This window comes from Glutamicibacter sp. BW80, from assembly GCF_002332385.1.
Lineage (GTDB): Bacteria > Actinomycetota > Actinomycetes > Actinomycetales > Micrococcaceae > Glutamicibacter.
This window is the reverse complement of sequence record NZ_NRGV01000050.1, coordinates 245,756-266,002: the sequence shown is the minus strand read 5'-3', so window position 1 is coordinate 266,002 and position 20,247 is coordinate 245,756. Positions and strand designations below refer to the sequence as shown.

Annotated in this window: 19 protein-coding genes; 12 read left to right on the top strand and 7 right to left on the bottom strand. The window is 60.6% G+C overall.

From position 1 onward, the window contains the following. Window positions 1-14 precede the first annotated feature (14 nt). The 8 genes from rsmA (at window position 15) to CIK76_RS14485 (ending at window position 10,347) form a co-directional block, all read left to right on the top strand. A complete protein-coding gene (rsmA, locus tag CIK76_RS14515; protein WP_096287655.1) occupies window positions 15-896 on the top strand; it encodes a 16S rRNA (adenine(1518)-N(6)/adenine(1519)-N(6))-dimethyltransferase RsmA in 882 nt (293 codons plus the stop codon). 2 nt (window positions 897-898) lie between these two features. After that, on the top strand, window positions 899-1,831 hold the full coding sequence (locus CIK76_RS14510; protein WP_096287652.1) for a 4-(cytidine 5'-diphospho)-2-C-methyl-D-erythritol kinase: 933 nt from the start codon (window positions 899-901) through the stop codon (window positions 1,829-1,831). Window positions 1,832-1,931: 100 nt separating this feature from the next. Then, entirely contained in the window at window positions 1,932-3,302 is a 1,371-nt protein-coding gene (locus tag CIK76_RS14505; RefSeq protein WP_096287650.1) for an FAD-binding oxidoreductase, read from the top strand. A gap of 147 nt (window positions 3,303-3,449) precedes the next feature. Continuing rightward, window positions 3,450-4,622, top strand: a complete 1,173-nt coding sequence (locus CIK76_RS14500) for a helix-turn-helix domain-containing protein (RefSeq protein WP_096287648.1) — start codon at window positions 3,450-3,452, stop codon at window positions 4,620-4,622. Window positions 4,623-4,744: 122 nt separating this feature from the next. Next, entirely contained in the window at window positions 4,745-6,535 is a 1,791-nt protein-coding gene (locus CIK76_RS14495; protein ID WP_096287803.1) for an NAD(P)/FAD-dependent oxidoreductase, read from the top strand. Window positions 6,536-6,931: 396 nt separating this feature from the next. Next, window positions 6,932-7,174, top strand: a complete 243-nt coding sequence (locus CIK76_RS19125) for a hypothetical protein (protein ID WP_141393571.1) — start codon at window positions 6,932-6,934, stop codon at window positions 7,172-7,174. 583 nt (window positions 7,175-7,757) lie between these two features. Then, a complete protein-coding gene (locus tag CIK76_RS14490) occupies window positions 7,758-7,985 on the top strand; it encodes a heavy metal-associated domain-containing protein (protein ID WP_096287646.1) in 228 nt (75 codons plus the stop codon). Between the two features lie 70 nt (window positions 7,986-8,055). After that, window positions 8,056-10,347, top strand: coding sequence for a heavy metal translocating P-type ATPase (locus CIK76_RS14485; protein WP_096287644.1), 2,292 nt, complete (start codon window positions 8,056-8,058; stop codon window positions 10,345-10,347). Window positions 10,348-10,473: 126 nt separating this feature from the next. Here the strand turns inward: CIK76_RS14485 and CIK76_RS14480 are convergent, their stop codons facing one another. Genes CIK76_RS14480 through CIK76_RS14470 form a run of 3 tightly spaced genes read right to left on the bottom strand, consistent with a single transcriptional unit; the run spans window position 10,474 to window position 12,460 of the window. Beyond that, the gene (locus CIK76_RS14480; protein WP_096287642.1) at window positions 10,474-10,821 is read right to left on the bottom strand and encodes a hypothetical protein; all 348 of its coding nucleotides are present in this window, start codon (window positions 10,819-10,821) and stop codon (window positions 10,474-10,476) included. Then, window positions 10,818-11,690: a cytochrome c biogenesis protein CcdA gene (locus CIK76_RS14475; RefSeq protein ID WP_176484232.1), complete on the bottom strand. Its 873-nt coding sequence runs from the start codon at window positions 11,688-11,690 to the stop codon at window positions 10,818-10,820. The genes CIK76_RS14480 and CIK76_RS14475 overlap by 4 nt, the downstream gene beginning before the upstream one ends. Beyond that, on the bottom strand, window positions 11,690-12,460 hold the full coding sequence (locus tag CIK76_RS14470) for a thioredoxin domain-containing protein (protein ID WP_096287638.1): 771 nt from the start codon (window positions 12,458-12,460) through the stop codon (window positions 11,690-11,692). The genes CIK76_RS14475 and CIK76_RS14470 overlap by 1 nt, the downstream gene beginning before the upstream one ends. A gap of 125 nt (window positions 12,461-12,585) precedes the next feature. On the opposite strand from CIK76_RS14470, the gene CIK76_RS14465 reads away from it, so the two are divergent. Both CIK76_RS14465 and CIK76_RS14460 read left to right on the top strand, forming a co-directional pair. Continuing rightward, window positions 12,586-13,182, top strand: coding sequence for a hypothetical protein (locus tag CIK76_RS14465; RefSeq protein WP_096287635.1), 597 nt, complete (start codon window positions 12,586-12,588; stop codon window positions 13,180-13,182). Beyond that, window positions 13,179-13,589, top strand: coding sequence for a BlaI/MecI/CopY family transcriptional regulator (locus tag CIK76_RS14460; protein WP_176484231.1), 411 nt, complete (start codon window positions 13,179-13,181; stop codon window positions 13,587-13,589). Before CIK76_RS14465 ends, CIK76_RS14460 begins: the two co-directional genes overlap by 4 nt. 73 nt (window positions 13,590-13,662) lie before the next feature. Here the strand turns inward: CIK76_RS14460 and CIK76_RS14455 are convergent, their stop codons facing one another. Next, window positions 13,663-13,920 carry a metal-sensitive transcriptional regulator gene (locus CIK76_RS14455; protein WP_096287631.1) on the bottom strand — a complete coding sequence of 86 codons (258 nt, stop codon included), beginning with the start codon at window positions 13,918-13,920 and terminating at the stop codon, window positions 13,663-13,665. Window positions 13,921-14,706: 786 nt separating this feature from the next. Next, complete coding sequence (locus CIK76_RS14450) at window positions 14,707-15,084, bottom strand: RidA family protein (RefSeq protein ID WP_096287629.1); 378 nt, start codon at window positions 15,082-15,084, stop codon at window positions 14,707-14,709. Window positions 15,085-15,354: 270 nt separating this feature from the next. On the opposite strand from CIK76_RS14450, the gene CIK76_RS14445 reads away from it, so the two are divergent. Then, window positions 15,355-15,879 (top strand): hypothetical protein, encoded by a 525-nt coding sequence (locus CIK76_RS14445; RefSeq protein ID WP_141393570.1) that lies wholly within the window; start codon window positions 15,355-15,357, stop codon window positions 15,877-15,879. Between the two features lie 147 nt (window positions 15,880-16,026). Next, window positions 16,027-16,962 (top strand): alpha/beta hydrolase, encoded by a 936-nt coding sequence (locus CIK76_RS14440; protein ID WP_217990400.1) that lies wholly within the window; start codon window positions 16,027-16,029, stop codon window positions 16,960-16,962. 820 nt (window positions 16,963-17,782) lie between these two features. Here CIK76_RS14440 and CIK76_RS14430 read toward each other — a convergent pair. Then, a complete protein-coding gene (locus tag CIK76_RS14430) occupies window positions 17,783-18,451 on the bottom strand; it encodes an alpha/beta hydrolase (RefSeq protein WP_096287623.1) in 669 nt (222 codons plus the stop codon). Between the two features lie 1,211 nt (window positions 18,452-19,662). Further along, window positions 19,663-20,229: a TetR/AcrR family transcriptional regulator gene (locus tag CIK76_RS14420; protein WP_176484230.1), complete on the bottom strand. Its 567-nt coding sequence runs from the start codon at window positions 20,227-20,229 to the stop codon at window positions 19,663-19,665. Window positions 20,230-20,247: the final 18 nt, after the last annotated feature.

The window sequence follows — 20,247 nt, the reverse complement described above, 5'->3', positions numbered from 1 at the left end:
GAATTGTAGGTGTGATGTCTAAGGAATCTTTGCCGCTGCTTGGGGCTACCGAAATCCGTCGACTGGCCGAGGAGCTTGGGATACGTCCCACGAAGACCCTCGGGCAGAACTTTGTCATTGACGGAAACACCATCCGCAGGATTGTGGCCACCGCGAATGTCTCCCCGGAGGAGACCGTGCTTGAGGTCGGACCGGGCCTCGGCTCGCTGACCCTCGGAATCATGGATGCCGCTGCAAAGGTGGTTGCCGTAGAGATCGACCCGCCGCTCGCGAAGCGGCTGCCGCAAACCATGGCCGAACTCCGTCCGGGCCGTGAAGAGGACTTGACGGTGATCCTCAGCGATGCCATGAAGATCACCGAGCTTCCGGGCAACCCCACGGCCCTCGTCGCGAATCTCCCATATAACGTTGCGGTGCCTGTGGTGCTGCACCTGATGGAGCATTTCGAATCCATTACCCATGGCCTGGTGATGGTGCAAGATGAGGTCGCCGACCGGATGTGCGCGACGCCGGGAAATAAGATCTACGGTGTCCCCTCGGTCAAGGGCGCCTGGTACGGCACCATGCGCAAGGCCGGGGTGATTGGCATGAACGTCTTTTGGCCGGCCCCGAAAATCCATTCCGGTCTGGTGGCTTTCACCCGCGATAAGGATCGCAGCGACGCGCCTGACCGCAAGGAAGTATTTGCCATCGTTGACGCGGCCTTTGCCCAGCGCCGCAAGACGCTGCGCGCTGCGCTGTCCGGGTGGGCCGGATCCGGTGCTCGTGCCGAGCAGATCCTGCGCGCTGCAGGCATCGATCCGAAGGAACGCGGGGAGAAGCTGGACGTGGACGGATTCATCTCGATCGCCCGTGCGGCTCACACGGTGCCGGCGCTTAGCCAGACCGAAGACTAACGATGGCCAAGCAACGCGTCATTGCCACCGCACCGGGAAAAATTAATTGCTATTTCCGGGTGGGGCCACCACGTGAGGACGGCTACCATGAGGTCGCGAGCCTTTATGTCGCGGTATCCCTGCTGGAGCAAATCGAAGCCACACTGCGCGAAGACGGCGAACTGCAGCTGAGCCTGGAACCGGGCTCGCCAGTGGTTGCCGATCCGGAAAATTTCCCGCTGGGTCAAAATAACCTCGTGTGGAAAGCCGCCGAGCTGCTACGCGAGCATACCGGTTGCACCTTGGGTGCAAACCTCCACATCACCAAGCGAGTGCCGATTGCCGGCGGGATGGGCGGCGGTTCCGCGGATGCCGCTGCTGCGCTCGTGGCCTGCAACGAGCTGTGGGGGACCGGGCTGGACCGTGAAGAGCTTGGCCGGCTTGGCGCCCGGCTCGGCGCCGATGTGCCTTTTGCGCTCATGGGCGGTGCGGCCATCGGCCTGGGCATCGGAGACAAGCTCGCCCCCTTGCTGACGCGTGCCAAGACGCAGTGGGTATTGATCCCGGCCAGCTTCGGCTTATCGACCCCGCGCGTCTATTCGATGCTCGACCGGCTGCGCGCCGGCCAGTGTGTTGAGGTTCCTCAGGAGATTGATCCACAGGTCATTAAAGCGCTGATGGAATCGGATGCCGAAGCGCTGTCGCAGCTTCTGGTCAATGACCTGACGCAGGCATCCTTGGCCTTAGCTCCGGAACTTGGAACAGTGCGGGACCTCGCCGAAGGAGCCGGCGCGCTGCGGGCCATGGTGTCCGGCTCGGGACCGACCTTGGCCTTGCTGGTGCGCGATGCAGAGCATGCCGAGCAGGTGATGACGCAGCTCGGAGACGAGGTGGGAGTCGCCACCATGATGGTCAGTGCCCCGGCACCGGGCGCGCATGTGGAGCTCTCCGAATAGTTTTTGAACCCTTGCCAGGGCGGGTGCCGTAACCCTAGAGTGATTTCGGAACCATGAAGTGAGCGTGGTTCATTTATTCGTTGCGGAACGAAGGAATCACATGATCAATGGCCACCTCTCTCATTGGTGGGAACGCCTTGGAACGCCCACTCCGCGGGATACTCTGCGTGGCTCCCATGCCTTCGACGTTGCCATTGTGGGTGCCGGTTTTACCGGGCTGTGGACCGCCTACTATCTGAAGCAAGCAGCGCCCAGCCTGCGCATCGCGATCCTGGAGCAGCGCCATATCGGGTATGGGGCGTCGGGCCGAAATGGCGGCTGGCTGACCAACACCATTACCGGTGGGCGCGAACAGTACCTGAAAACCCACGGACGGCAAGCGGTCGACGAATTTCAGTTGGCCATGAATCACACCGTCGACGAGGTGGTGCGGGTCTGCGCCGCCGAGAACATCGACGCGGACATCCTGCAGGGCGGCGAATTCGAGATTGCGTACAATCCGGCCCAAGAGGCCCGGCTGCGCGCCTTCGTAACCGCCGAGCAGTCCTGGGAGCACACCGGGGTGCAGCTGCTGGAAGGCACCGAAGCCGCTCAGCAGATCAATGCCGCGGGCACCCTCGCCGCCGCCTGGCACCCGCATGCCGCCCGGATCCAACCGGCAAAACTCGTCAGCGGGTTGGCGCAGGCAGTCGAATCTCTCGGAGTGGAAATCTTCGAGAACACCAGGGTCACGGAGATCGGTTCGCACCGGCTGGAATTCGCTGGCGGCACCGTCACCGCGGACTTCATCATTCGTGCGACCGAGGGCTTCACCGCCGGGCTTAAAGGCCATAAGCGCTTGTGGCTGCCGATGAATTCTTCGATGATTGCCACCGAGCCGCTGGATGCATCCTTCTGGAATGAGGCGAACTGGAAGAACGGCGAAGTGCTTGGCGATTTTGCCCACGTGTACATGTACGCCCAGCGCACCGCCGATGACCGGATCGCCATTGGCGGTCGCGGAGTCCCCTACAAATTCGGGTCGCGTACCGACCTTGACGGGATGACGCCCGCGGTGACGGTCAACGGCCTCCGGGAAATTCTGCAACGGCTTTTCCCGCAAACCAAAGAAGCGGTGATCGACCATGCCTGGTCCGGGGTGCTAGGGGTTCCGCGAGATTGGGCTGCCACCGTAGGCATGGATCCGCGCACGGGAATCGGCTGGGCCGGGGGATATGTAGGGACCGGTGTGGCTACCACCAACCTTGCCGGTCGAACCCTGCGCGATCTGGTCCTAGGCCGGAATACCGCGCTGACCGATTTGCCCTGGGTCAACCACAAGGTGCGGCAGTGGGAACCCGAACCGCTGCGTTGGATGGCCACCACGGGGCTCTATGCTGCCTACGGGATGGCGGACCGGGTGGAATCCAAGGGCGGAACGAAGACCTCCGCCATAGCGCATCTAGCTGATCTGGTGACGGGCAAAAGGTAGGCGGTCGCCGAGTTCACGGCAGCGCACAAGCATTCTCGCACCTGCTCGCGGGCCTTCCCTGGCTCCTTCGGCGGATCGGGGGAATCTTCAGCGATTTTAAGCGGCGAAAGCTTCCCATCCACTAACGAAGCATGGCATTCTCGGTAAATGACTGTGGAGCACCGTGGGTCCCAGACGCTGTTCCAAGCGGCCCTGACAGCTGGGGAAGACCCAACCAACAAAGCACGGGGCCTCAAGGCCCTGCATCAGAGCTGGGCCGAAGGCACGCGCATTCCCTCGCTGGTTCGACCCGTGGTGGCGCGTTCCTGGTCGCGCGCCGGGGCGCAGCACAAGGACATCGTTCCCCTGGACCTTGCAACGGTCCGCGAGCGGCGGGAATCCAATGAGGAATTGAACGGACTCATTGAGCTGTTCAAGGACCGGCTCCTGTCACTGGCCACGCAGGCTGGAAACCAACTGGTGATCTCCGACAGCCAGGGATACGTGCTTTGGGTCATGGGGCCTTCGATGATCCGCCGGAGAAGCGACGGCATCGGCTTTGTCGCGGGGGCCAGATGGCGCGAAGGCGACGTCGGCACCAACGGCATCGGCGCCGCCATGGCCGAGCGGACTCCGGTGCAAATTTTTGGCCCGGAGCATGCTCGCGAAGAACAGCATTCCTGGGTCTGCACCTCGGCGCCGGTCAGCAACCCCGCCACGTCATCCTTGGTCGGCACCATCACCTTGGCCGGATCGTTTCGCACGGCCCACCCGCATTCGCTGGCACTGGTTTCCTCCGTCGCCCGTGAAGCGGAATTACTGCTGCGCGGCGAGCACGCCTTGAAAATGCAACGGCTGGAACTGGCGGCAACCCTGCCGGCGGGCGCATACCTGCTGGTTGACCCCCAGGGTTCTGTGGCGTCCGCTCGGGGATACAGCATCAGCGGCAGGATCTCCTTGCCGCCGGCCTTGGAAGAGGGGCGCAACTGGATCCTTGGCATCGGTGCGGTGGATGCGCGCAGAACGACCGGCGGCTGGCTCCTGCAGCGAGTCGATGAGCAGGTGACGCTTGAGCTCTGCGCCGGGGGCATCCGCGAAGTGCTGGTGCATACGCCCAGCGGAACGACCCGCATTGGGCTCAGTGCCAAGCACTGGCAAATCTTGGAGCTTCTGGCGAGCTGCCCTGCGGGGGCCACCGCTGCGCAGCTCCAGGAACTGTGGCCTGCGCACACGCCCAACGTGACTATTCGAGCCGAAATCTCCCGGCTGCGTGCAAAGCTGCGTGGCCTGATTGCCTCCCGGCCCTATCGTCTGGTGGTTCCGGTCTACCGCCAACCTTGATGCCTGGAGGCGTGCAACCTTTTGCAACGCTTCCATTTTGTGACCCACCTCATAGCCTTGCTTCAGGGCGGCAGAACAAGCCGCATCATTTCCCGGACTCCCGATGAATTGAAGTGATGACGATGGTGAACAACGATCCACTGGCACAGGCTCAAGAATGGTGCCGAGCGCTGCAGCAGGCCTTGGAAGCAGGCGATGTGCAAGGGGCCGCGGAGCTCTTCGGCGAGGAATGCTATTGGCGGGACCTCACCGCATTGACCTGGAACCTGCACACCAGCGAGGGGCGCGAAGACATCGCGAAGATGCTGCTCGGCGTCGAGCGCGGGGCATGGCCGCGAAACCTGAAGGTGACCAGCGCACAGGACGCCGACGGAGTCGTCGAGGCCTGGTACACCTTCGAGAACGATGCCATCAACGGGCTCGGGCTCTTCCGGCTGCGCGACGGCCGGTGCTGGACCCTGCTGAGCACGGCCCAGGAACTGCGCGAATATCCCGAGCCCGCCGGGTCCAGGCGGGAACTCGGGGCCGAGCACGGCTCGGCGATGAGCAAGGCGAACTGGCTGGACCGCCGCGAAGCCCAGCGTCAAGCACTCGGAATCACCGAGCAGCCGTACACACTGATTATCGGCGGCGGCCAGGGCGGCATCGGATTGGCCGCACGGCTCAAACGCATGGGCGTCCCGGCCCTGGTCATCGACAAGCATCCAAGGCCGGGGGACCAGTGGCGCTCGCGCTACCACTCGCTGGCCCTGCATGACCCGGTCTGGTACGACCATATGCCATACATTGAATTTCCCGACCACTGGCCGGTGTTCACCCCCAAGGACAAGATGGGCGACTGGCTGGAAAGCTATACCAAGCTCATGGAACTGGACTACTGGTCCCTGACCGAAGCAACCGGTGCACGGCAAGACCCGGACGGCGACGGCTGGATCGTTGAAGTCGAACGCGACGGGGTGCCGCTCACCCTGCGTCCCACCCAATTGGTCCTGGCTACGGGAATGTCCGGAATCCCCAACGTTCCCCGCTACCCGGGTGCCGAGAGCTTCGCCGGGGAGCAGAATCATTCCTCGAAGCACCCAGGCGGTGAACGCTACGCAGGGAAGAATGTCGTGGTGATCGGCGCGAATAATTCGGCCCACGATATTTGCGCGGATTTGGTCCAGAACGGTGCCAAGCCCACCATGGTGCAGCGCTCCAGCACCCACATCGTGCGTTCGGAATCCTTGATGAATACCGTGCTGGGGCCGCTGTATTCCGAACAGGCGTTGGCCGCAGGCATCGATCACCACAAGGCGGACCTGATCTTCGCCTCCATCCCGTACAAGGTCCTGCCCGATTTCCAGCGGCCGGCGTTCGACAAGGTCCGCGAACAGGACGCAGAGTTCTACAAGTCCCTGGAGGACGTGGGGTTCGACCTCGACTTCGGCGATGACGACTCGGGGCTGTTTCTCAAGTATCTGCGCCGCGGCTCGGGCTACTACATCAACATCGGCGCCAGCGAGCTGGTGGCCGACGGGTCGATCGCCCTGGCCCAGGGCGAGGTCTCGCACTTGACCGAGCACGGTGTGGTCCTGGCCGATGGAACCGAGCTGCCCGCCGATGCGGTGGTCTACGCAACCGGCTATGGATCGATGAACGGCTGGGCCGCCCACCTGATCTCCCAAGAGGTCGCCGATGCGGTGGGTAAATGCTGGGGCTTGGGCTCCGACACGACCAAGGATCCAGGTCCCTGGCAAGGCGAACTGCGCAATATGTGGAAGCCGACCAAGGTCAAGAACCTCTGGTTCCACGGCGGGAACTTGCACCAGTCCAGGCACTACTCGAAATATCTGGGCCTGCAGCTCAAGGCCCGCTTCGAGGGGCTGCCCACACCCGTCTACGCGCTCGCCGAAACCTATCATCAAGCCTGATCATCTAGTTGGTCGAGGTTGACTTGTGAGCTGGGCCCGGAGGATCTTGGAACGCCGAAGATCCACCGGGCCCAGCTGCGCCTGTACCGAATCGTTGATCTCGTGCCCGGTATATAGAAGTTCTGGAAGGGCTGGCCGTTTTCAAGCCTTCCGCAGTGGATGAGCTTTATGCCACTGGATCCCCGTGCTCAACCCACCCCGGAGTGAATTTCCGGAGATGGTGATTCGGAATTTTCGCGGAGCTGAACCTGCCACGCTCTATCGCCCGCCGATAAGTGGACCCGGGCCAAGCATCCGCCAAATTCGGTCCGGCTCCACCGAGTGGCGTGAAAAGAGAATTGACCCGAAGATGCGATACACGCCAGTTTTCACGACCTGGGCATTATGAGTTGGGAAATGATCCAACGGCCAATCCGGATACTGCTCCGTGCCCGCCCGGCTCATCTGCTTGAGCGAAGCCTGGCACCCCTGGCGCCGGATCCTGAGTGCGTCTTCGCTGCATTCCATCCGTATCGGCAAGAGCGGTATTGTGCCCGCAAGGGCCTGGATTCAGGAATTCTCCTCGATGCTGGGCGCCCGGTGCCCTCGGGCGGAGTCCTCTGCACCGCGATGGCCTCGGGTGCATATCTGGCCAAGTAAGTGGCCGGTGGAGAATTTACCGGTTCCGCTGCGCCTTGGCTGCGCACCGTTGGCTACCTGGCCCTGGCGGTGAGGCCGGCATTGTCTATAAGTTCAGGGCCGCGCTTCCCGCGGGTGTCGCGAAGCCCTGCCTGCCTTGAATTCAATGGCTATTTTTCGGAAATCGGCGGTGTCCCTGGGTCGGTGGTTCGCGCTCCGATTTCTCAAACTGCGATCCTGGGGCTGGGCAATTGTGCAGGAAGCATCAACCCGGACATTGGACAATCAATGAATTCATGACGCAGTTCGTTGGATCCAGTGTCTTTGAATTTAATTGAAAATATACCCTATGGGGGTACTTGACTCGATACCCTCTAGGGGTATATCGTCAAGGTATGGAAAACGCAATGGCCGTTGTTGAGGCTCATGCAAAATCATGGAGATGCCTGCAAGGCCAGCCGTTTGCCCAGATGACTTTTCGAGAACCGAAAGATCCCGCACTATCCCGCGAGAAGAGGGCCTCATGAGCAATGAATCAAGCTGCTGCGGATGCAGCTCGAGCGATGAAGAAGCAAATAGCAATACAACAAATACGGAGGACGTCATGAGCAACAACATCACCTTGAAGATTGAAGGCATGACCTGCGGGCACTGCGTATCGTCGGTGACCGAGGAACTCCAAGAGATCCCTGGCGTCAGCAATGTCGAGGTTGACCTCGTCGTCGGTGGAGCCTCAACGGCTACCATCGCCACCAACAAACCAGTCGAGAACTCGATTCTCGAAGCGGCCGTCGCCGAAGCGGGCTACAAGCTCGTTTCCGCGGAAGCCTAAATACCCACCCCGAGACGGGGCACGAATAGCTATATGAGCCCGTCTCCGGGAGTGAGAAAGAAGTGGAATCATGAGTAACGACACCGCATTCCCCACCAATCAACGCATCGTCGAGTTGGATATTCAGGGAATGACCTGTGCTTCCTGCGTGGGCCGAGTCGAACGCAAGCTGGGGAAGCTGGAAGGCGTGGAAGCGCTGGTGAATCTTCCGCTGGAGTCCGCTCGCGTGACGGTTCCGGAAGGCGTAACGGACGAAGAGCTGATCTCGACCGTCGAATCCGCCGGCTACAAGGCCAACCTCAAGGTGGATCAGTACGCAGAGCAGCCAGTCCGCTCGCAGACCGAAACCGCGCAAACCTCCACTGCAGCAGCATCGCTTGAGCCGCCGCGCAGGAACAAGCCCGCCGCGCAGGCAGGCCAGGACCTGAAGACGCGCCTCATTGTCGGCGCGATCTTCACCGTGCCGCTGTTCATTATTTCCATGATCCCCGGTGCTCAATTCCCGCATTGGGGTTGGGTTGCGCTGGCGCTTGCCACCCCGGTGACGTTCTGGTCAGCCTGGCCGTTCCACCGTGCCGCTGCCATCAACGCGCGCCATCTGTCCTCCACCATGGACACCCTGGTCTCTATCGGTGTACTTGCCGCTTACTTCTACTCGCTGTGGCAGCTGATTGCGGATCCGAATATCACGGCCCACGTCGGCATGGCCATGAGCGAGCATGCGCTGTACTTCGAGACCGCGGGTGTCGTGGCGACCTTCCTGCTGCTCGGCCGCTGGTTGGAAGCCCGCGCCAAGGTCCGGGCCGGCGACGCGCTTAAGACCTTGCTGGATCTAGGCGCCAAGGAAGCCACGGTGATCCGCGAGGGAGTCGAAACCAAGGTTTCAGCGGCCGAGTTGATTCCCGGTGATGAGTTCATTGCGCGCCCCGGCGAGAAAATTGCCACCGACGGCTTTGTCGTCTCGGGACACTCGGCCGTGGATACCGCGTTGGTTACCGGAGAATCGGTGCCCGTGGAAGTCGGCCCGGATGACACCGTTACCGGTGCGACAATCAATACCTCGGGCGTACTGGTTGTTCGCGCTACCCGCGTTGGCAAGGACACCACGCTGGCTCAGATGGGACGCCTGGTATCCCAGGCGCAGACGGGCAAGGCGCCGATCGCTCGACTTGCAGACCGCATCTCCGCGGTCTTCGTGCCGATTGTGCTGGTCATTGCGCTGTCCACCTTTGTTCTCTGGCTATTGCTCACCGGTGATATGGGCTCGGCCGTCGCTGCCGCGGTAGCGGTGCTGGTCATTGCTTGCCCTTGTGCCTTAGGCCTGGCGACTCCTATTGGTTTGCTGGTGGGTACCGGACGCGGGGCTCAGCTGGGCATCTTGATCCGTGGACCGCAAGTCCTGGAAGACACCCGCAAGGTTGACACCGTGCTGCTGGACAAGACCGGCACCGTGACCGAGGGCAACCTTGCGGTCACCTCTACAACCCCGGCGTCGGGATTTGACGAAGACGCGCTGCTGGCACTGGCCGGCGCCGCCGAGTCGGGGTCCGAGCACCCGATTGCCCAAGCAATTGTCGAAGCGGCGCGTGCCAAGGCTTCCTTGGCCGTAGCTACCGGGTTCGTCTCCGCCGCCGGTGGCGGGGTGCGAGCAACGGTGGGTGCGCACACCGTGGTGGCAGGCCGGGAAAGCTGGCTGAAGGAAAATGGGATTGAGCTCACCGATCGGCAACGCGCGGATCTGGCCGCCGCGCAGAGCAGCGGCGCGACCTCGATCATGGTCGGCGTGGATGGAGCCTTCGCCGGATTCGTCAACCTGACCGACACCATCAAGGAGTCCTCGGCCGCAGCCATTGCAAGGCTCAAGGACCTTGGGTTGCGCCCGGTATTGCTCACCGGGGATAACAAGGCGGTAGCGCAGCAAGTTGCCGCCAAGGTCGGTATTGCGCCGGAAGACGTGTTCGCGGATGTCTTCCCCGAAGGCAAAGCCCAGGCCGTGCGCCAGCTGCAGGAGCAGGGCAGGGTCGTGGCAATGGTCGGTGACGGCGTCAATGACGCTCCGGCGCTGGCTCAGGCGGACCTTGGCATCGCGATGGGTTCCGGTACGGATGTGGCCATCGAAGCGGCCGATGTCACCATCATGGGCAATGACGTCGAGCAGGTTGCGCAAGCTATCGAGCTTTCCCGCAAGACACTGGGAACTATCAAGATGAACCTGTTCTGGGCGTTTGTCTACAACACCGCCGGTATTCCGGTGGCAGCCCTGGGGTTCCTGAATCCCATGATTGCAGGTGCCGCCATGGCCGCCAGCTCGGTGCTGGTCGTCGCGAACTCGCTGCGGCTGCGTGGGTTCGGGCGAACGTAACGAGCAAGCTAGGCTTCTGCCCTAATCCAGTGACATGAATGCCGGTGTTCCTCCACTAACGGAGGAACATCGGCATTCTATGTCCGATGTGGAAAGCAATGGATTCCCAAAATCGGTGTTGCCGCACTAAACACGGATATACGCGGCACCGTCGATTTGAGCGGTGGCCAGGCGCGCCACCGCGGCGCTGACAACTCGCACGCCGGCTGCCAGGCCTTCGCCGTCAACCGCGGCCGAGCGCAGGCTGTTGGCACAGGCACTCACGATGAACCCGGCATCCACTAGCGAAACCACCTCTTGGGCCAGCTCGCTCCCGGCAGCCAGGAGCGCTACCTGCGGGCCTTGGACCACAAGCTCGATGGTCCAATCGGGGAGCTCGGCCCGGGCATTGCGGGCGATGCGCGCAGCCATTTCCAGATTGGGCTGCGGGGCGTCGCCGGTTCCGGCAAGATGGAGCAGAAGATGATGGTTCATGGTGTTCCCTTCGTGGAAGTGGAATGCGCCGCCCGAGCGCTAGCCGATGCCGATAGGCGGCGGCGAGCTTCTGCAAGCCACCAGGCGAAGAAACCGGCCGCGGCCAGAGCGATCCAGATCCATGTTGGTATGGCCGCGTCGATGTTCGCGGCAGTTGAAGAAATTGCCTCGAGGATGTCGTGCGGCAGCAGCTCGCCGGCGGTGGCCAAGCCGCCGGTCAGAAGCATCGCCACACCGACGAGCAAGGTGACTGTTCCGGCGATCAGGGTATTGCTGTGCAAGTGCAACCGGCCCAGCCGAAGCTGGCGGCCGCGCATCCATCTCCAGCGCATTCCGCCGTACTTCTTGATGGCCCACGCCAGAGCGATGATGGGCAGTACCGTGCCAGCGCCGTACACGGAAAGCAGCAGGCCGCCGGCCAGCGGGCTGCCCGAGGTGAGGATCAAGGTCAGGATTGCGCCAAGGACCGGTCCGGTGCAAAAACCTGCGACACCGGCAACGGTACCCAAGAGCGCTGCACCCCATAGCGAGCCCGGAGCACGCGGCTGGCGTACTCGTGGCGGAAAGAATCGGGCGGCGTCAAAGCCGCCGCCGAAAATCTGCAGCAGTCCGAAGGCCACTATCACCCATGCTGCGATGACAATGAGCAGTCCGCGGTCAATGGCAAGGGCTCCGCCGAGCCACCCCATGCCTAGGCCAAGTGGTACCAGCGTGGCTAGCGTGCCGGCAAGAAAGGCCAAGCCGATGGCACCAAGCCGCCGGGTGGAAGTCGCCGCATGGGCAAAGAACGCCGGCAGAAGCATTGCATTGCAAGGGCTGAACAGGCCGAGCAGCCCACCGACAAAGGCAAATAGGATTCCGGCCTCCACTACGGTTGCTCGGCTTCGGCCTTGGCGAGTTCTGCCTCGATTGCCGCCTCGAAGTTGGCCAGTGGCTGGGCGCCGACGAAGGGTGTCCGGTTGATGAGGAATGACGGTGTGCTCAGTACCCCTAGGGACTGGGCTTCTGCAATATTGCGCTGCACCGCGTCCTTGACCTGGCTGCTGCCCATATCGGTGATGAGTTTATCGCCCTCCATCCCCAGATCCTCGGCGATCGCAATCAGGGACTCATCGGTGAAGTCTTTTGCCGCGGAGATGTTCCCGCCTTGGGACATGCGATGGTGGAAATCGATATAGCCGCCTTGCAGTGCGGCTGCCTGGCCCGCCTGGGCGGCCGTCAGCGAGGCCTCGCCGAAGATGTCCAGATCTCGCCACTCGATCCGCAGCTGCCCGTTGTCTACGTATTTCTCGGCAAGTTTCGGCAGGGTGCTATCGGTCCATTTGGCGCAGAACGGGCATTGGAAATCTGAGTAGGCCACCATGACAACGGGGGCATCGACCGACCCCACAGCAGTTGGATCCTTTGGATCCAGGCGAGAGACGTCGGGAAAGGCCGGCGGTGGCGCGGGCGTAGCGGACGTTTCTTGGGTGCTCTCGGCTATCGCCGAAGGTGCCTGCGTCGATTCTGGATCTTTGCCCGATATCTGGGACCAAATCAGCAAGGCGGCGACGATGGCGATCAGAATGGGGAGGAGCCAAAACCACGGAAGACGTTTCCCCTTGGCTGTCCTCGAAGCGGTCTCATTCGTGCTCGTCATCTGTATTTCCTTCCCTGCCTACGGCCGTCAATCCTGACTACTACGTTGATTAGTAACAGTACGATGAGGCATAGTAATAATCAAACGCCGGCGGAGCGACCGCCTGCACTCGGTAAGGAGCTAGGTTGCCAGCGAACGAATGGGTGAAGGGAATTATCAGTCGGATTCCCTTGTCGGGACAGGCCTTGCGCCTATGGGGGACTCGGCAGTGGCTGACGGCAATCGCTGCCACCGTGGCGATTGGAGTGCTTTTGGGGCTCGCAACAGTCTTGATTCCCAACGACATCTTCACCCGCGAGATCCCCGCGACCCCGTGGAATTACCCAGTGTGGATCGCCACCTCGGTACTCTCGGGACTTCTCTTGGCAAGCTACGTCAAGAATTCAACTGAAATGAATTCAAGTGGTTCCGCGCAGAGACAGAATCCGGCAACCCGGTCCGCCGAACAACGGCAGGGAAGAGAAGGGAAAGCCACTTCTCGGCTGGGGCTCACCGGCGGGGTTCTGGCTTGGTTCGCCGTGGGCTGCCCGGTCTGCAATAAAATCGCCCTCTTGGCATTAGGGTACTCCGGAGCAATTACGTACTTTGCTCCGTTGCAGCCATGGCTGGCAGGCATTGCAGTGGCATCAACGCTGGTCGCCTTGGTTTTCCGGCTTTCCGGCCAAGTCCAGTGTGCTGTACCTGCGCGTCCACGCGCACCAATTGGAGGTCTTGCTCGATGACCAGCGACTCTGTGCAGCCGACCTTGCCCTTCAGCGTGGAGCACGCCCCGCAGCTCGGACCCCTGGAGCGCCGGGTGATGAACATTTTATGGCGCAGCGGCCAACCGCACACCGCGCGAACCGTACTCGAAATAATGGATGCGGAAGAGGAAGCCACACCTGCTTACACTACGGTCGCCACGGTGCTTGGGCACCTCTTCGACAAGGGAATGCTCGCGCGCACGCTGACCGGGAGAGTCTGGACCTACGAGGCCACGCTGACCGGTTGCCAGTTTTCTGCGGCGCATATGGTCCGTTCGTTAACGGAGACCAATAATAAGGAGAACTGCCTCGCGCGGTTCGTGGGCTTGCTTGATGGGGCGGACCGCGCACTCCTGGCGGCGCTGCTGGATGATGCCCGGGACTAGACGACCGGACTTGTGACTTCATGCAAGATGGGGAATCGCTTCGTAGTCTCCAGGGCAGCCGCCGGCTTCTGGCCTAGGCCAGTGAGAGGAATAATTTCTCCATGTCGGCTCGGTCTAATTCCGGATCTTCGGATTGCAGGCACTGCTCCAGTCCGGTGGCGATGATGGAGAATCCTGCGCGGTCAATCGCCTTGGAAGCGGCAGAAAGCTGCGTGACCACTGCGCGGCAATCGCTTCCCTCTTCCAGCATGCGAATCACAGCATTGAGCTGGCCCTGTGCCCGCTTGAGCCTGTTGATTGCGGGTTTCATGGTTTCGGCTTCAAGGTGCATGGTGGGATCCTTCGGGGTCGTAGTTCAGTTCAGTCTATACCCCTAGGGGTTTCCCTGCCTTGTTCGAACCCGCGGTTTTCAATACCCCCTAGGGTATGTGCAATACTGGAGATGCTCGCGGGGATACCGTCGAAAGTGCCACTAAGTTTAGGAAGTGTAAGCATGTGCCGTGCCGTCAATTGTCGTCAATGCCATAAAACAACATGGGCCGGCTGCGGCCAGCATGTCCAGCAGGTCATGGCTCATGTTCCGCAAAAAGAGCGCTGCAGTTGCGACCCTAATGCGCCCAAGAAAACTCGCACGGGCGGTGGTTTTTTCTCACGTCTTTTTGGGCGTTAGATCAGGGGGAGCGGGGTTCGGAACTGCAACGCATGGTTCCGGCCGCCGCTTCTGGCTTTCCGGGCGCGTTTGACCTCCGCGCATAGCGGCTTGATATTTGCATCTGTGGAATTGTCGCAAAATTCGATGCAAAAGTTCCCGGGGTGGTTATCGCGAGCAGCGTGCGCAGGCTGGATTCGCCCTCGGCTTCCAGGGCGGGGGCGAGAGCCCCCCTGTCCCGCGTGCGCCCCGGTTGGAGCGTCCTAGCGACATGGTGACAGAGCATACCGGCAATTCCATTGCCAGATGCAACTCGGTGAATGCCGTGTCGGCAAGACCACTGAATCAAGTCCTTGGGCCTAAGGGGTGTTCGTCCGGCAAGCGAGCTGTCCGGATCAGCCTTCGACGCTGTTCCCGTAGGGGCTTCTTTCAGGCAAGACCCGCAACGAGAACCCTCACCCGTGCATGCTAAATGACGACGACAGCGTCGATCTGTACCTTCGCACCCAACGGCAGCGCTACCACCTGAAGGGTGGTGCGGACCGGAAACGGCTCACGCAAGTGTTTGGCATAGATGGTGTTGATCGCATCAAAGTCTTTGTAATCGGTCAGGTAGATCGTGGCACGCAGGACATTCGAAAGGCTCAATCCGAGTTCACCCAATAAAGCATTCAGGTTGTTCATCATCGCCTCGCACTGTTCCGAGACGTCGTTTGAGACAAGCGAGCCGTCATCGGTCCGTTGTCCAATGATTCCTGCGGTGTAGCCAATTTCCCCGTGTCGCACGAAGTGCGAGAAAGGTGCTGTGGACTGGTGGAGAAGCGGGCTGAAATGGTGTTTAGGCATGGAGAATTTTCTCGACTTTCATTGGGAAGAAGCGACCGGCAGCTTAGTTGCAACGTTACGCTCAAATCGCGTGACGTCGCATGCTTGCCGCAATGACCGTCGGCCGCTCACCTCAAGCCAGGTCTTCCACGCGGGGCACCTTGACCCGGGAGCCCCAAGCTCAGCTGTTCGCTGAGGACGGTGGAAGGCCTCCGTGCGGGTATCCAGCGAGGTTCAGCGACACGGAGTGATCGCCCAGAAGCTGAAAACGTCTCGGCGATAATGGTCTGCATGATCGAACTTGAGCGGCGGAGCGTGCGATTCCCGAGCAAATACCAGTCGGCTGGACTTGGCATCGTTGGGTTGGTGGTGTGCGCTGGCGTCATGACGGGGTGTTCCGTGTTCCGGGATTACACCGACGACACCTGTGACGGGGGCAAACCGGTCGGCTCCATTGAACAAGCAGGCAAGGACCTGGTTGCCGCGGCCTATGCCGCCGATCGAGACGGGGTATGCCGAGTCACTCATCCTTTCCCGGGAGGGGTTTTGGACGATGCAATGGTCGCCAAGACGCGGGAGATCCTAGCGGAGCGGGGTATTACCCCGCAGAACGCGAAGGTGGTGGTTGGTGAACATTCTGGAAGCCACGTGATGGTCCAACTAACAGACGGCACCCAGAACGAAGCTCATACCCTCTCGGTGGATGGCCTCCGGGTGGGTGATGACGGATTTACGGTTGGCCTGCCGACCGAACTGTATCCGGAGGTTCCCGACAACTCGGTAGCACCCTCTACTGCGACGGTCACCGCTCCTTAAGCCGGGCTGCGCCGCAGGGGGAATTTCTGCGGGACACCCGGAGCTGGCCGCCCTCATCGCTGCCATGAAATGAGTATCCTTTCCGAGCGGTCTGTTTCTTCGGCGTGCAAGACTTGAGAACCAGCCGACTTTGGAAAGGCAGACTCAATGCAGTCGTATGGACCAGCCGGGGTCGATATGGAGCAATATGCACGCTTCCTGCCGCAGGCAAGAAAAGATTCACTCATTCCTCCCGTTTCGGAATGGTGGACTTGGAGAAAGCATCTTGTCCACCTCCTCCGGTTGCGCGATGCCAACGCCCCGGTTCGGGTGATTGTCGTCCACGGAGCCGGTGCCCATGGCGGGGCGCTTTGGCCCGTCGTATCCATGCTGGCAGGCCGCCGGATTGACCTGGCCGCAGTGGATTTGCCACTTTACGGACGCACCGTGACGGCTTCCCGCGGAACGGTGAGGTACGAAGATTGGATCGCCCTACTAGTCGATCTCGTCGCAGCTGAAGACGACGGTCGCCCCGTCATTCTTCTCGGAGCAAGCATCGGTGGCATGCTCACGGTGGAAGCAGCTGCCCGTTCACATTTGGTGGCCGCCGTGGTCGCTACCTGCCTTCTCGACCCGACAGAGTCGAAAGCCCGTTCTGCGATGACGCGGTTTGGCTCACTTGCCTTGGCATTTGTGCCCGTGCTTAGGCTGGTCCGGGGTCCGCTTGCCCAGATCCCACTCAGGATTTCTTGGATCGCCAATCTCAGAAACATGGGTCGTGACCCCGGACTGGGACGGCTTTGCGCGAACGATGCCCGTGGAGGTGGCGCATGGGTCCCTCATGGATTCCTCGCCAGCTATATGCAGCATCCGCACTCCGATGCGCGCATAAAACGCGTACCCGTACATCTGATGCACCCTGAGCTCGATGAGTGGACTCCGGTAGCGCTGAGCGGGAGCAGCCTGCAAACCTTGCCCGGCCCAACCACCACCCGGTTGCTTCGCAGCTGCGGCCATTTCCCCTTGGAAGAGCCCGGGTTGCAGGACCTCCTGAACGGCATCGAAGAGGTGGCTGCTGGGGTCGGCTCTGGCACGGCGACCTGATCGCGTTGTAACAGAGGGCAATTCGACAGATCTGGAAACTACGGAAGTCACGTCCACAGAAATCTCGATTTCCGTCCATGCCCTAAAGCTGAAGTTGCATGGGGACCAGACTGTCTCATGGCGGGGACCTTTAGCGTCGGTTTCCTACTTGCGGGTCATCCGTGCGGAGAACGGTAGCCGAAGGATCTTCGTCCACAGCGACCGACGGTGCGCGGCACTTGGAGAAGCACCGAGTTCATTTTCGGCACGATCCAGGCTTTCTTCGATTAGTGCATCGTGCAAGGGCCGGAAGAAGAGTGGCCAGGTAAGCCTGGCTATTCCGGTAGGTGATATGCAAAGTTCGTGCCGGAGCAGCGTTGATTTGCCGGTAAGGCTGGTGGCAGTGAAAGAGTGCTGCCCATTGAAACCCGACGGACCGGTGAACTGAAATTCGATCCGTCTGCCGATCTCGTATGCAGTCACGAAATAGCGCACTGGCCCGTGTCCTCCCTCTGCGCCTACCCCAAGCGGTCCATTCAAGCGCAATGCTGGCCAGTCGCTTCGTGGCCACAACCGGTCGTTCTCACCGGCAAGCGAATCGATGAGCGACCCCACTTCGCTAGATGGAGCTGCGACGTCACGCTGATGAGTGTTGTAGACCATCTGGCCAGAGTATCCTTGATTCGCGCAGGGCAGCGCCCGATTCAATTGCGTCAGAGACTGACCCAAAGAGGAATCTCGACTGTACTGTCCGCCAACGGTTTATTGCGCGGCAGGCCAAAGACACTCTTGGGGCATCCGGCGGATCTCACTGCGTAGGAGGTGAGATCTTGGGCCAGGTTTACTTTCCCGGTGTCGGAGCGATTGTTTGGGCGAAGGCGTTCAGCGCCGCAGCAACAGCGTCTGGATTGCTCAAGGTGGCGTAGTGGCCCCCTGGAATTTCAACCGGCTCGATTCCAAGTCGCTGGTGTACTTGGCGTTTCATGAATGAAGCGGGAAAGAACTGGTCGTCGCGGCACAATATTGCACTGGTGGGGACGGCCGGATGCCGCTGCCCAGGCCAGGGCCGAGCCATCCATTCACCTTGCTGGTCGCGACCCCTGGCGAGTGCCTGGCGCATCAAATCTTCCGGGACGTCGTTGAAAAACGAAGCCTGGATGTCCGGATCTATCGCTTCGTGATCGTGACCGGTGTTGGTCCACCAGTCAGCGAATGCCTCGCCCGGTAGTGGGATCATTCCTGCGAGATAAACGAGCCCGTCCGATTGGAGCTCGTCGCAGACCAGAGGCGCAGTGAAGCCGCCCAGCGAGTGGCCGACCACGATCGTGTGTTGGGCGTCGCCCACCACTGCGGCTACTGCCTGAACGTAGTCCTGAAGCAGAGCGTTCTCGTCTTCGATGGGTAAATCGACGGCGATGACCTCATGCCCCGACATCTCAAGCAGTGGTCTGACAAGATGCCAATCCCAGGCACTGGAACCGCCACCGTGAATCAGTACGAAAGCCGCCAAAATGCCACCCCAGGTCGAAGCTGTACGCGAAAATCCCGTCGTAGCCAACGGTACACCCAGCCCGCAGCGTCACGGGAGACGCTTATTTCCCGGAAACGCCGATCGCTGAGAACCCGAAGATCACCATAGGGAACGGTCGCAGCTGCTGTGGTTCGAGAACCGGCCCACAAAGTTGTTGATGATGAACGCTTGGAACCCGCACGGCTACAGCCAGCGCTGGGACTGCTTCGAAGGCTAAGCAGCGCCGTTCAAACACCATGGCGGATGAAAAATGTGTCGCCGACATCCCACTGAACATCGCGAGCTAGCTGTTTGCCGGTCGGGGCCATGCTTTTTCGCCGAACCCCTGTAACCAGCCGCGGTCCCATTGCAAGTATTGCTGAAACTCATCGTTCCAAACGGCAAGGTTGGAGCTCAGCTTTTCTAATAACCCTAGTACTCCGGCGCATGAGGCACTTCTTCCCATATTGGTCACACTTCACAGGCGTCGCAGAAGGTCCACTCAATTTTTGAATCGATGTTTTATCGGATTTTAGCCGAGTTTTCCAAAGGGGCCGGCAGCTTCTAGGGGGATCCGCTGGGGTTTCCCTGACATGATCAACAACGCTACGCCTAGGAGCAGGACTGCTATGGCAAGGCCAAATAGGGCTGTGTCGTTTGAGGTGGCAGGACAGCCCGCGGAGCTGTCATCAATCTCAGGGCAGCGTCTCCATGGCTGCAAGAACATCACGAAACTACTTGCTGTTCCTGCGAGAGTTAGCAGGAGCCCCAACATCACGTAAACAGTATTCCTGGAAGCTTTCACGCTTCATTCAAACACAGCAGCGCTATCTTTCCAGACGCCACATACGGGGGAGTATCCACCGGACGGAATTCGGGCACAGATCGGAAAACAGATGGCATATCCGGTTCGTCGTTCGTTGACAGGGTGGCCAATGGTTGGCCTTGGAAGCCCCTTCTTGTTATTTGTTGTCCCGAAGTCCTGGATTTCGTCGGTTGCGGAAAAGCTAGACAGGCAATCGAAACGATCGGCGCCCGCAGAGATATCTCAGTAGTGGCTCGGACCCCTTCGAATATTCGTCCCGGAGGCAAGCTGGCTCAGTTCAGCACGAAGCCGTCATTCGAACGCATTATTCGAATGACGGCTTCACCGCGGTGCTCGTGCCGAACTGCTTCAGCTGCTTGGCCGGAAGCATTGCGGAACTCTTTGATCACTTCTCGTAGTAATGCTGAAGCATCCGCAACACGGCTCGGTATCTAGCCCTGTAATTCTCAGCAGAATTATAGATCAGCTCGACCTGGAGGCTGTCGACCACCGCCAGATATGATTCCGTCAGATCGCGCGTTTTCTCGTCTTCCTTAGCCGCAGCTGACACGAACAAGGCTCGCAGCTCGTTTTCGAAGCTACGATATTTGCCAATGATCTGTGCTTCAAGTGCATGCGGCGGGGCATACACGGACCGCAGCAGGAATCGGAAGTTCACCGACGCTGCATACCTCGAGGACAGTGCCTCCAAGTACTCGATTCCCGGCATTTTCCCGTCCGCTTCGCTAGCGAATGCAGCTTTCGCTGCGGCCTCCTGGTCGGCAAATGCCAAATCCAGAGTCTGCTCGTATAAGGAATCCTTATTGGAGAAGTGCGCATACAGTGAGGCCTTGCGCATGCCTGCGCCTTCGGCGATGACGGTGAGTGATGAGCCATCATAGCCATGCTGCGCGAAATGCTGGGCAGCCACTAAGCAGACGCGTTGGGCTGACGGGGACAGGGGTTTTGCCAATGAAACCTCCACAAGTTC

Excerpts from the sequence above, each read along its gene's own strand:
- CIK76_RS14500 (WP_096287648.1), top strand. The coding sequence starts at position 3,450 with ATGACTGTGGAGCACCGTGGGTCCCAGACGCTGTTCCAAGCGGCCCTG.
- CIK76_RS14455 (WP_096287631.1), bottom strand. The coding sequence starts at position 13,920 with ATGCACCTTGAAGCCGAAACCATGAAACCCGCAATCAACAGGCTCAAG.
- CIK76_RS14440 (WP_217990400.1), top strand. The coding sequence starts at position 16,027 with ATGCAGTCGTATGGACCAGCCGGGGTCGATATGGAGCAATATGCACGC.
- CIK76_RS14485 (WP_096287644.1), top strand. The coding sequence starts at position 8,056 with ATGAGTAACGACACCGCATTCCCCACCAATCAACGCATCGTCGAGTTG.
- CIK76_RS14510 (WP_096287652.1), top strand. The coding sequence starts at position 899 with ATGGCCAAGCAACGCGTCATTGCCACCGCACCGGGAAAAATTAATTGC.
- CIK76_RS19125 (WP_141393571.1), top strand. The coding sequence starts at position 6,932 with ATGATCCAACGGCCAATCCGGATACTGCTCCGTGCCCGCCCGGCTCAT.
- CIK76_RS14460 (WP_176484231.1), top strand. The coding sequence starts at position 13,179 with ATGACCAGCGACTCTGTGCAGCCGACCTTGCCCTTCAGCGTGGAGCAC.
- rsmA (WP_096287655.1), top strand. The coding sequence starts at position 15 with ATGTCTAAGGAATCTTTGCCGCTGCTTGGGGCTACCGAAATCCGTCGA.
- CIK76_RS14480 (WP_096287642.1), bottom strand. The coding sequence starts at position 10,821 with ATGAACCATCATCTTCTGCTCCATCTTGCCGGAACCGGCGACGCCCCG.
- CIK76_RS14450 (WP_096287629.1), bottom strand. The coding sequence starts at position 15,084 with ATGCCTAAACACCATTTCAGCCCGCTTCTCCACCAGTCCACAGCACCT.
- CIK76_RS14490 (WP_096287646.1), top strand. The coding sequence starts at position 7,758 with ATGAGCAACAACATCACCTTGAAGATTGAAGGCATGACCTGCGGGCAC.
- CIK76_RS14505 (WP_096287650.1), top strand. The coding sequence starts at position 1,932 with ATGATCAATGGCCACCTCTCTCATTGGTGGGAACGCCTTGGAACGCCC.
- CIK76_RS14445 (WP_141393570.1), top strand. The coding sequence starts at position 15,355 with ATGATCGAACTTGAGCGGCGGAGCGTGCGATTCCCGAGCAAATACCAG.
- CIK76_RS14495 (WP_096287803.1), top strand. The coding sequence starts at position 4,745 with ATGGTGAACAACGATCCACTGGCACAGGCTCAAGAATGGTGCCGAGCG.
- CIK76_RS14470 (WP_096287638.1), bottom strand. The coding sequence starts at position 12,460 with ATGACGAGCACGAATGAGACCGCTTCGAGGACAGCCAAGGGGAAACGT.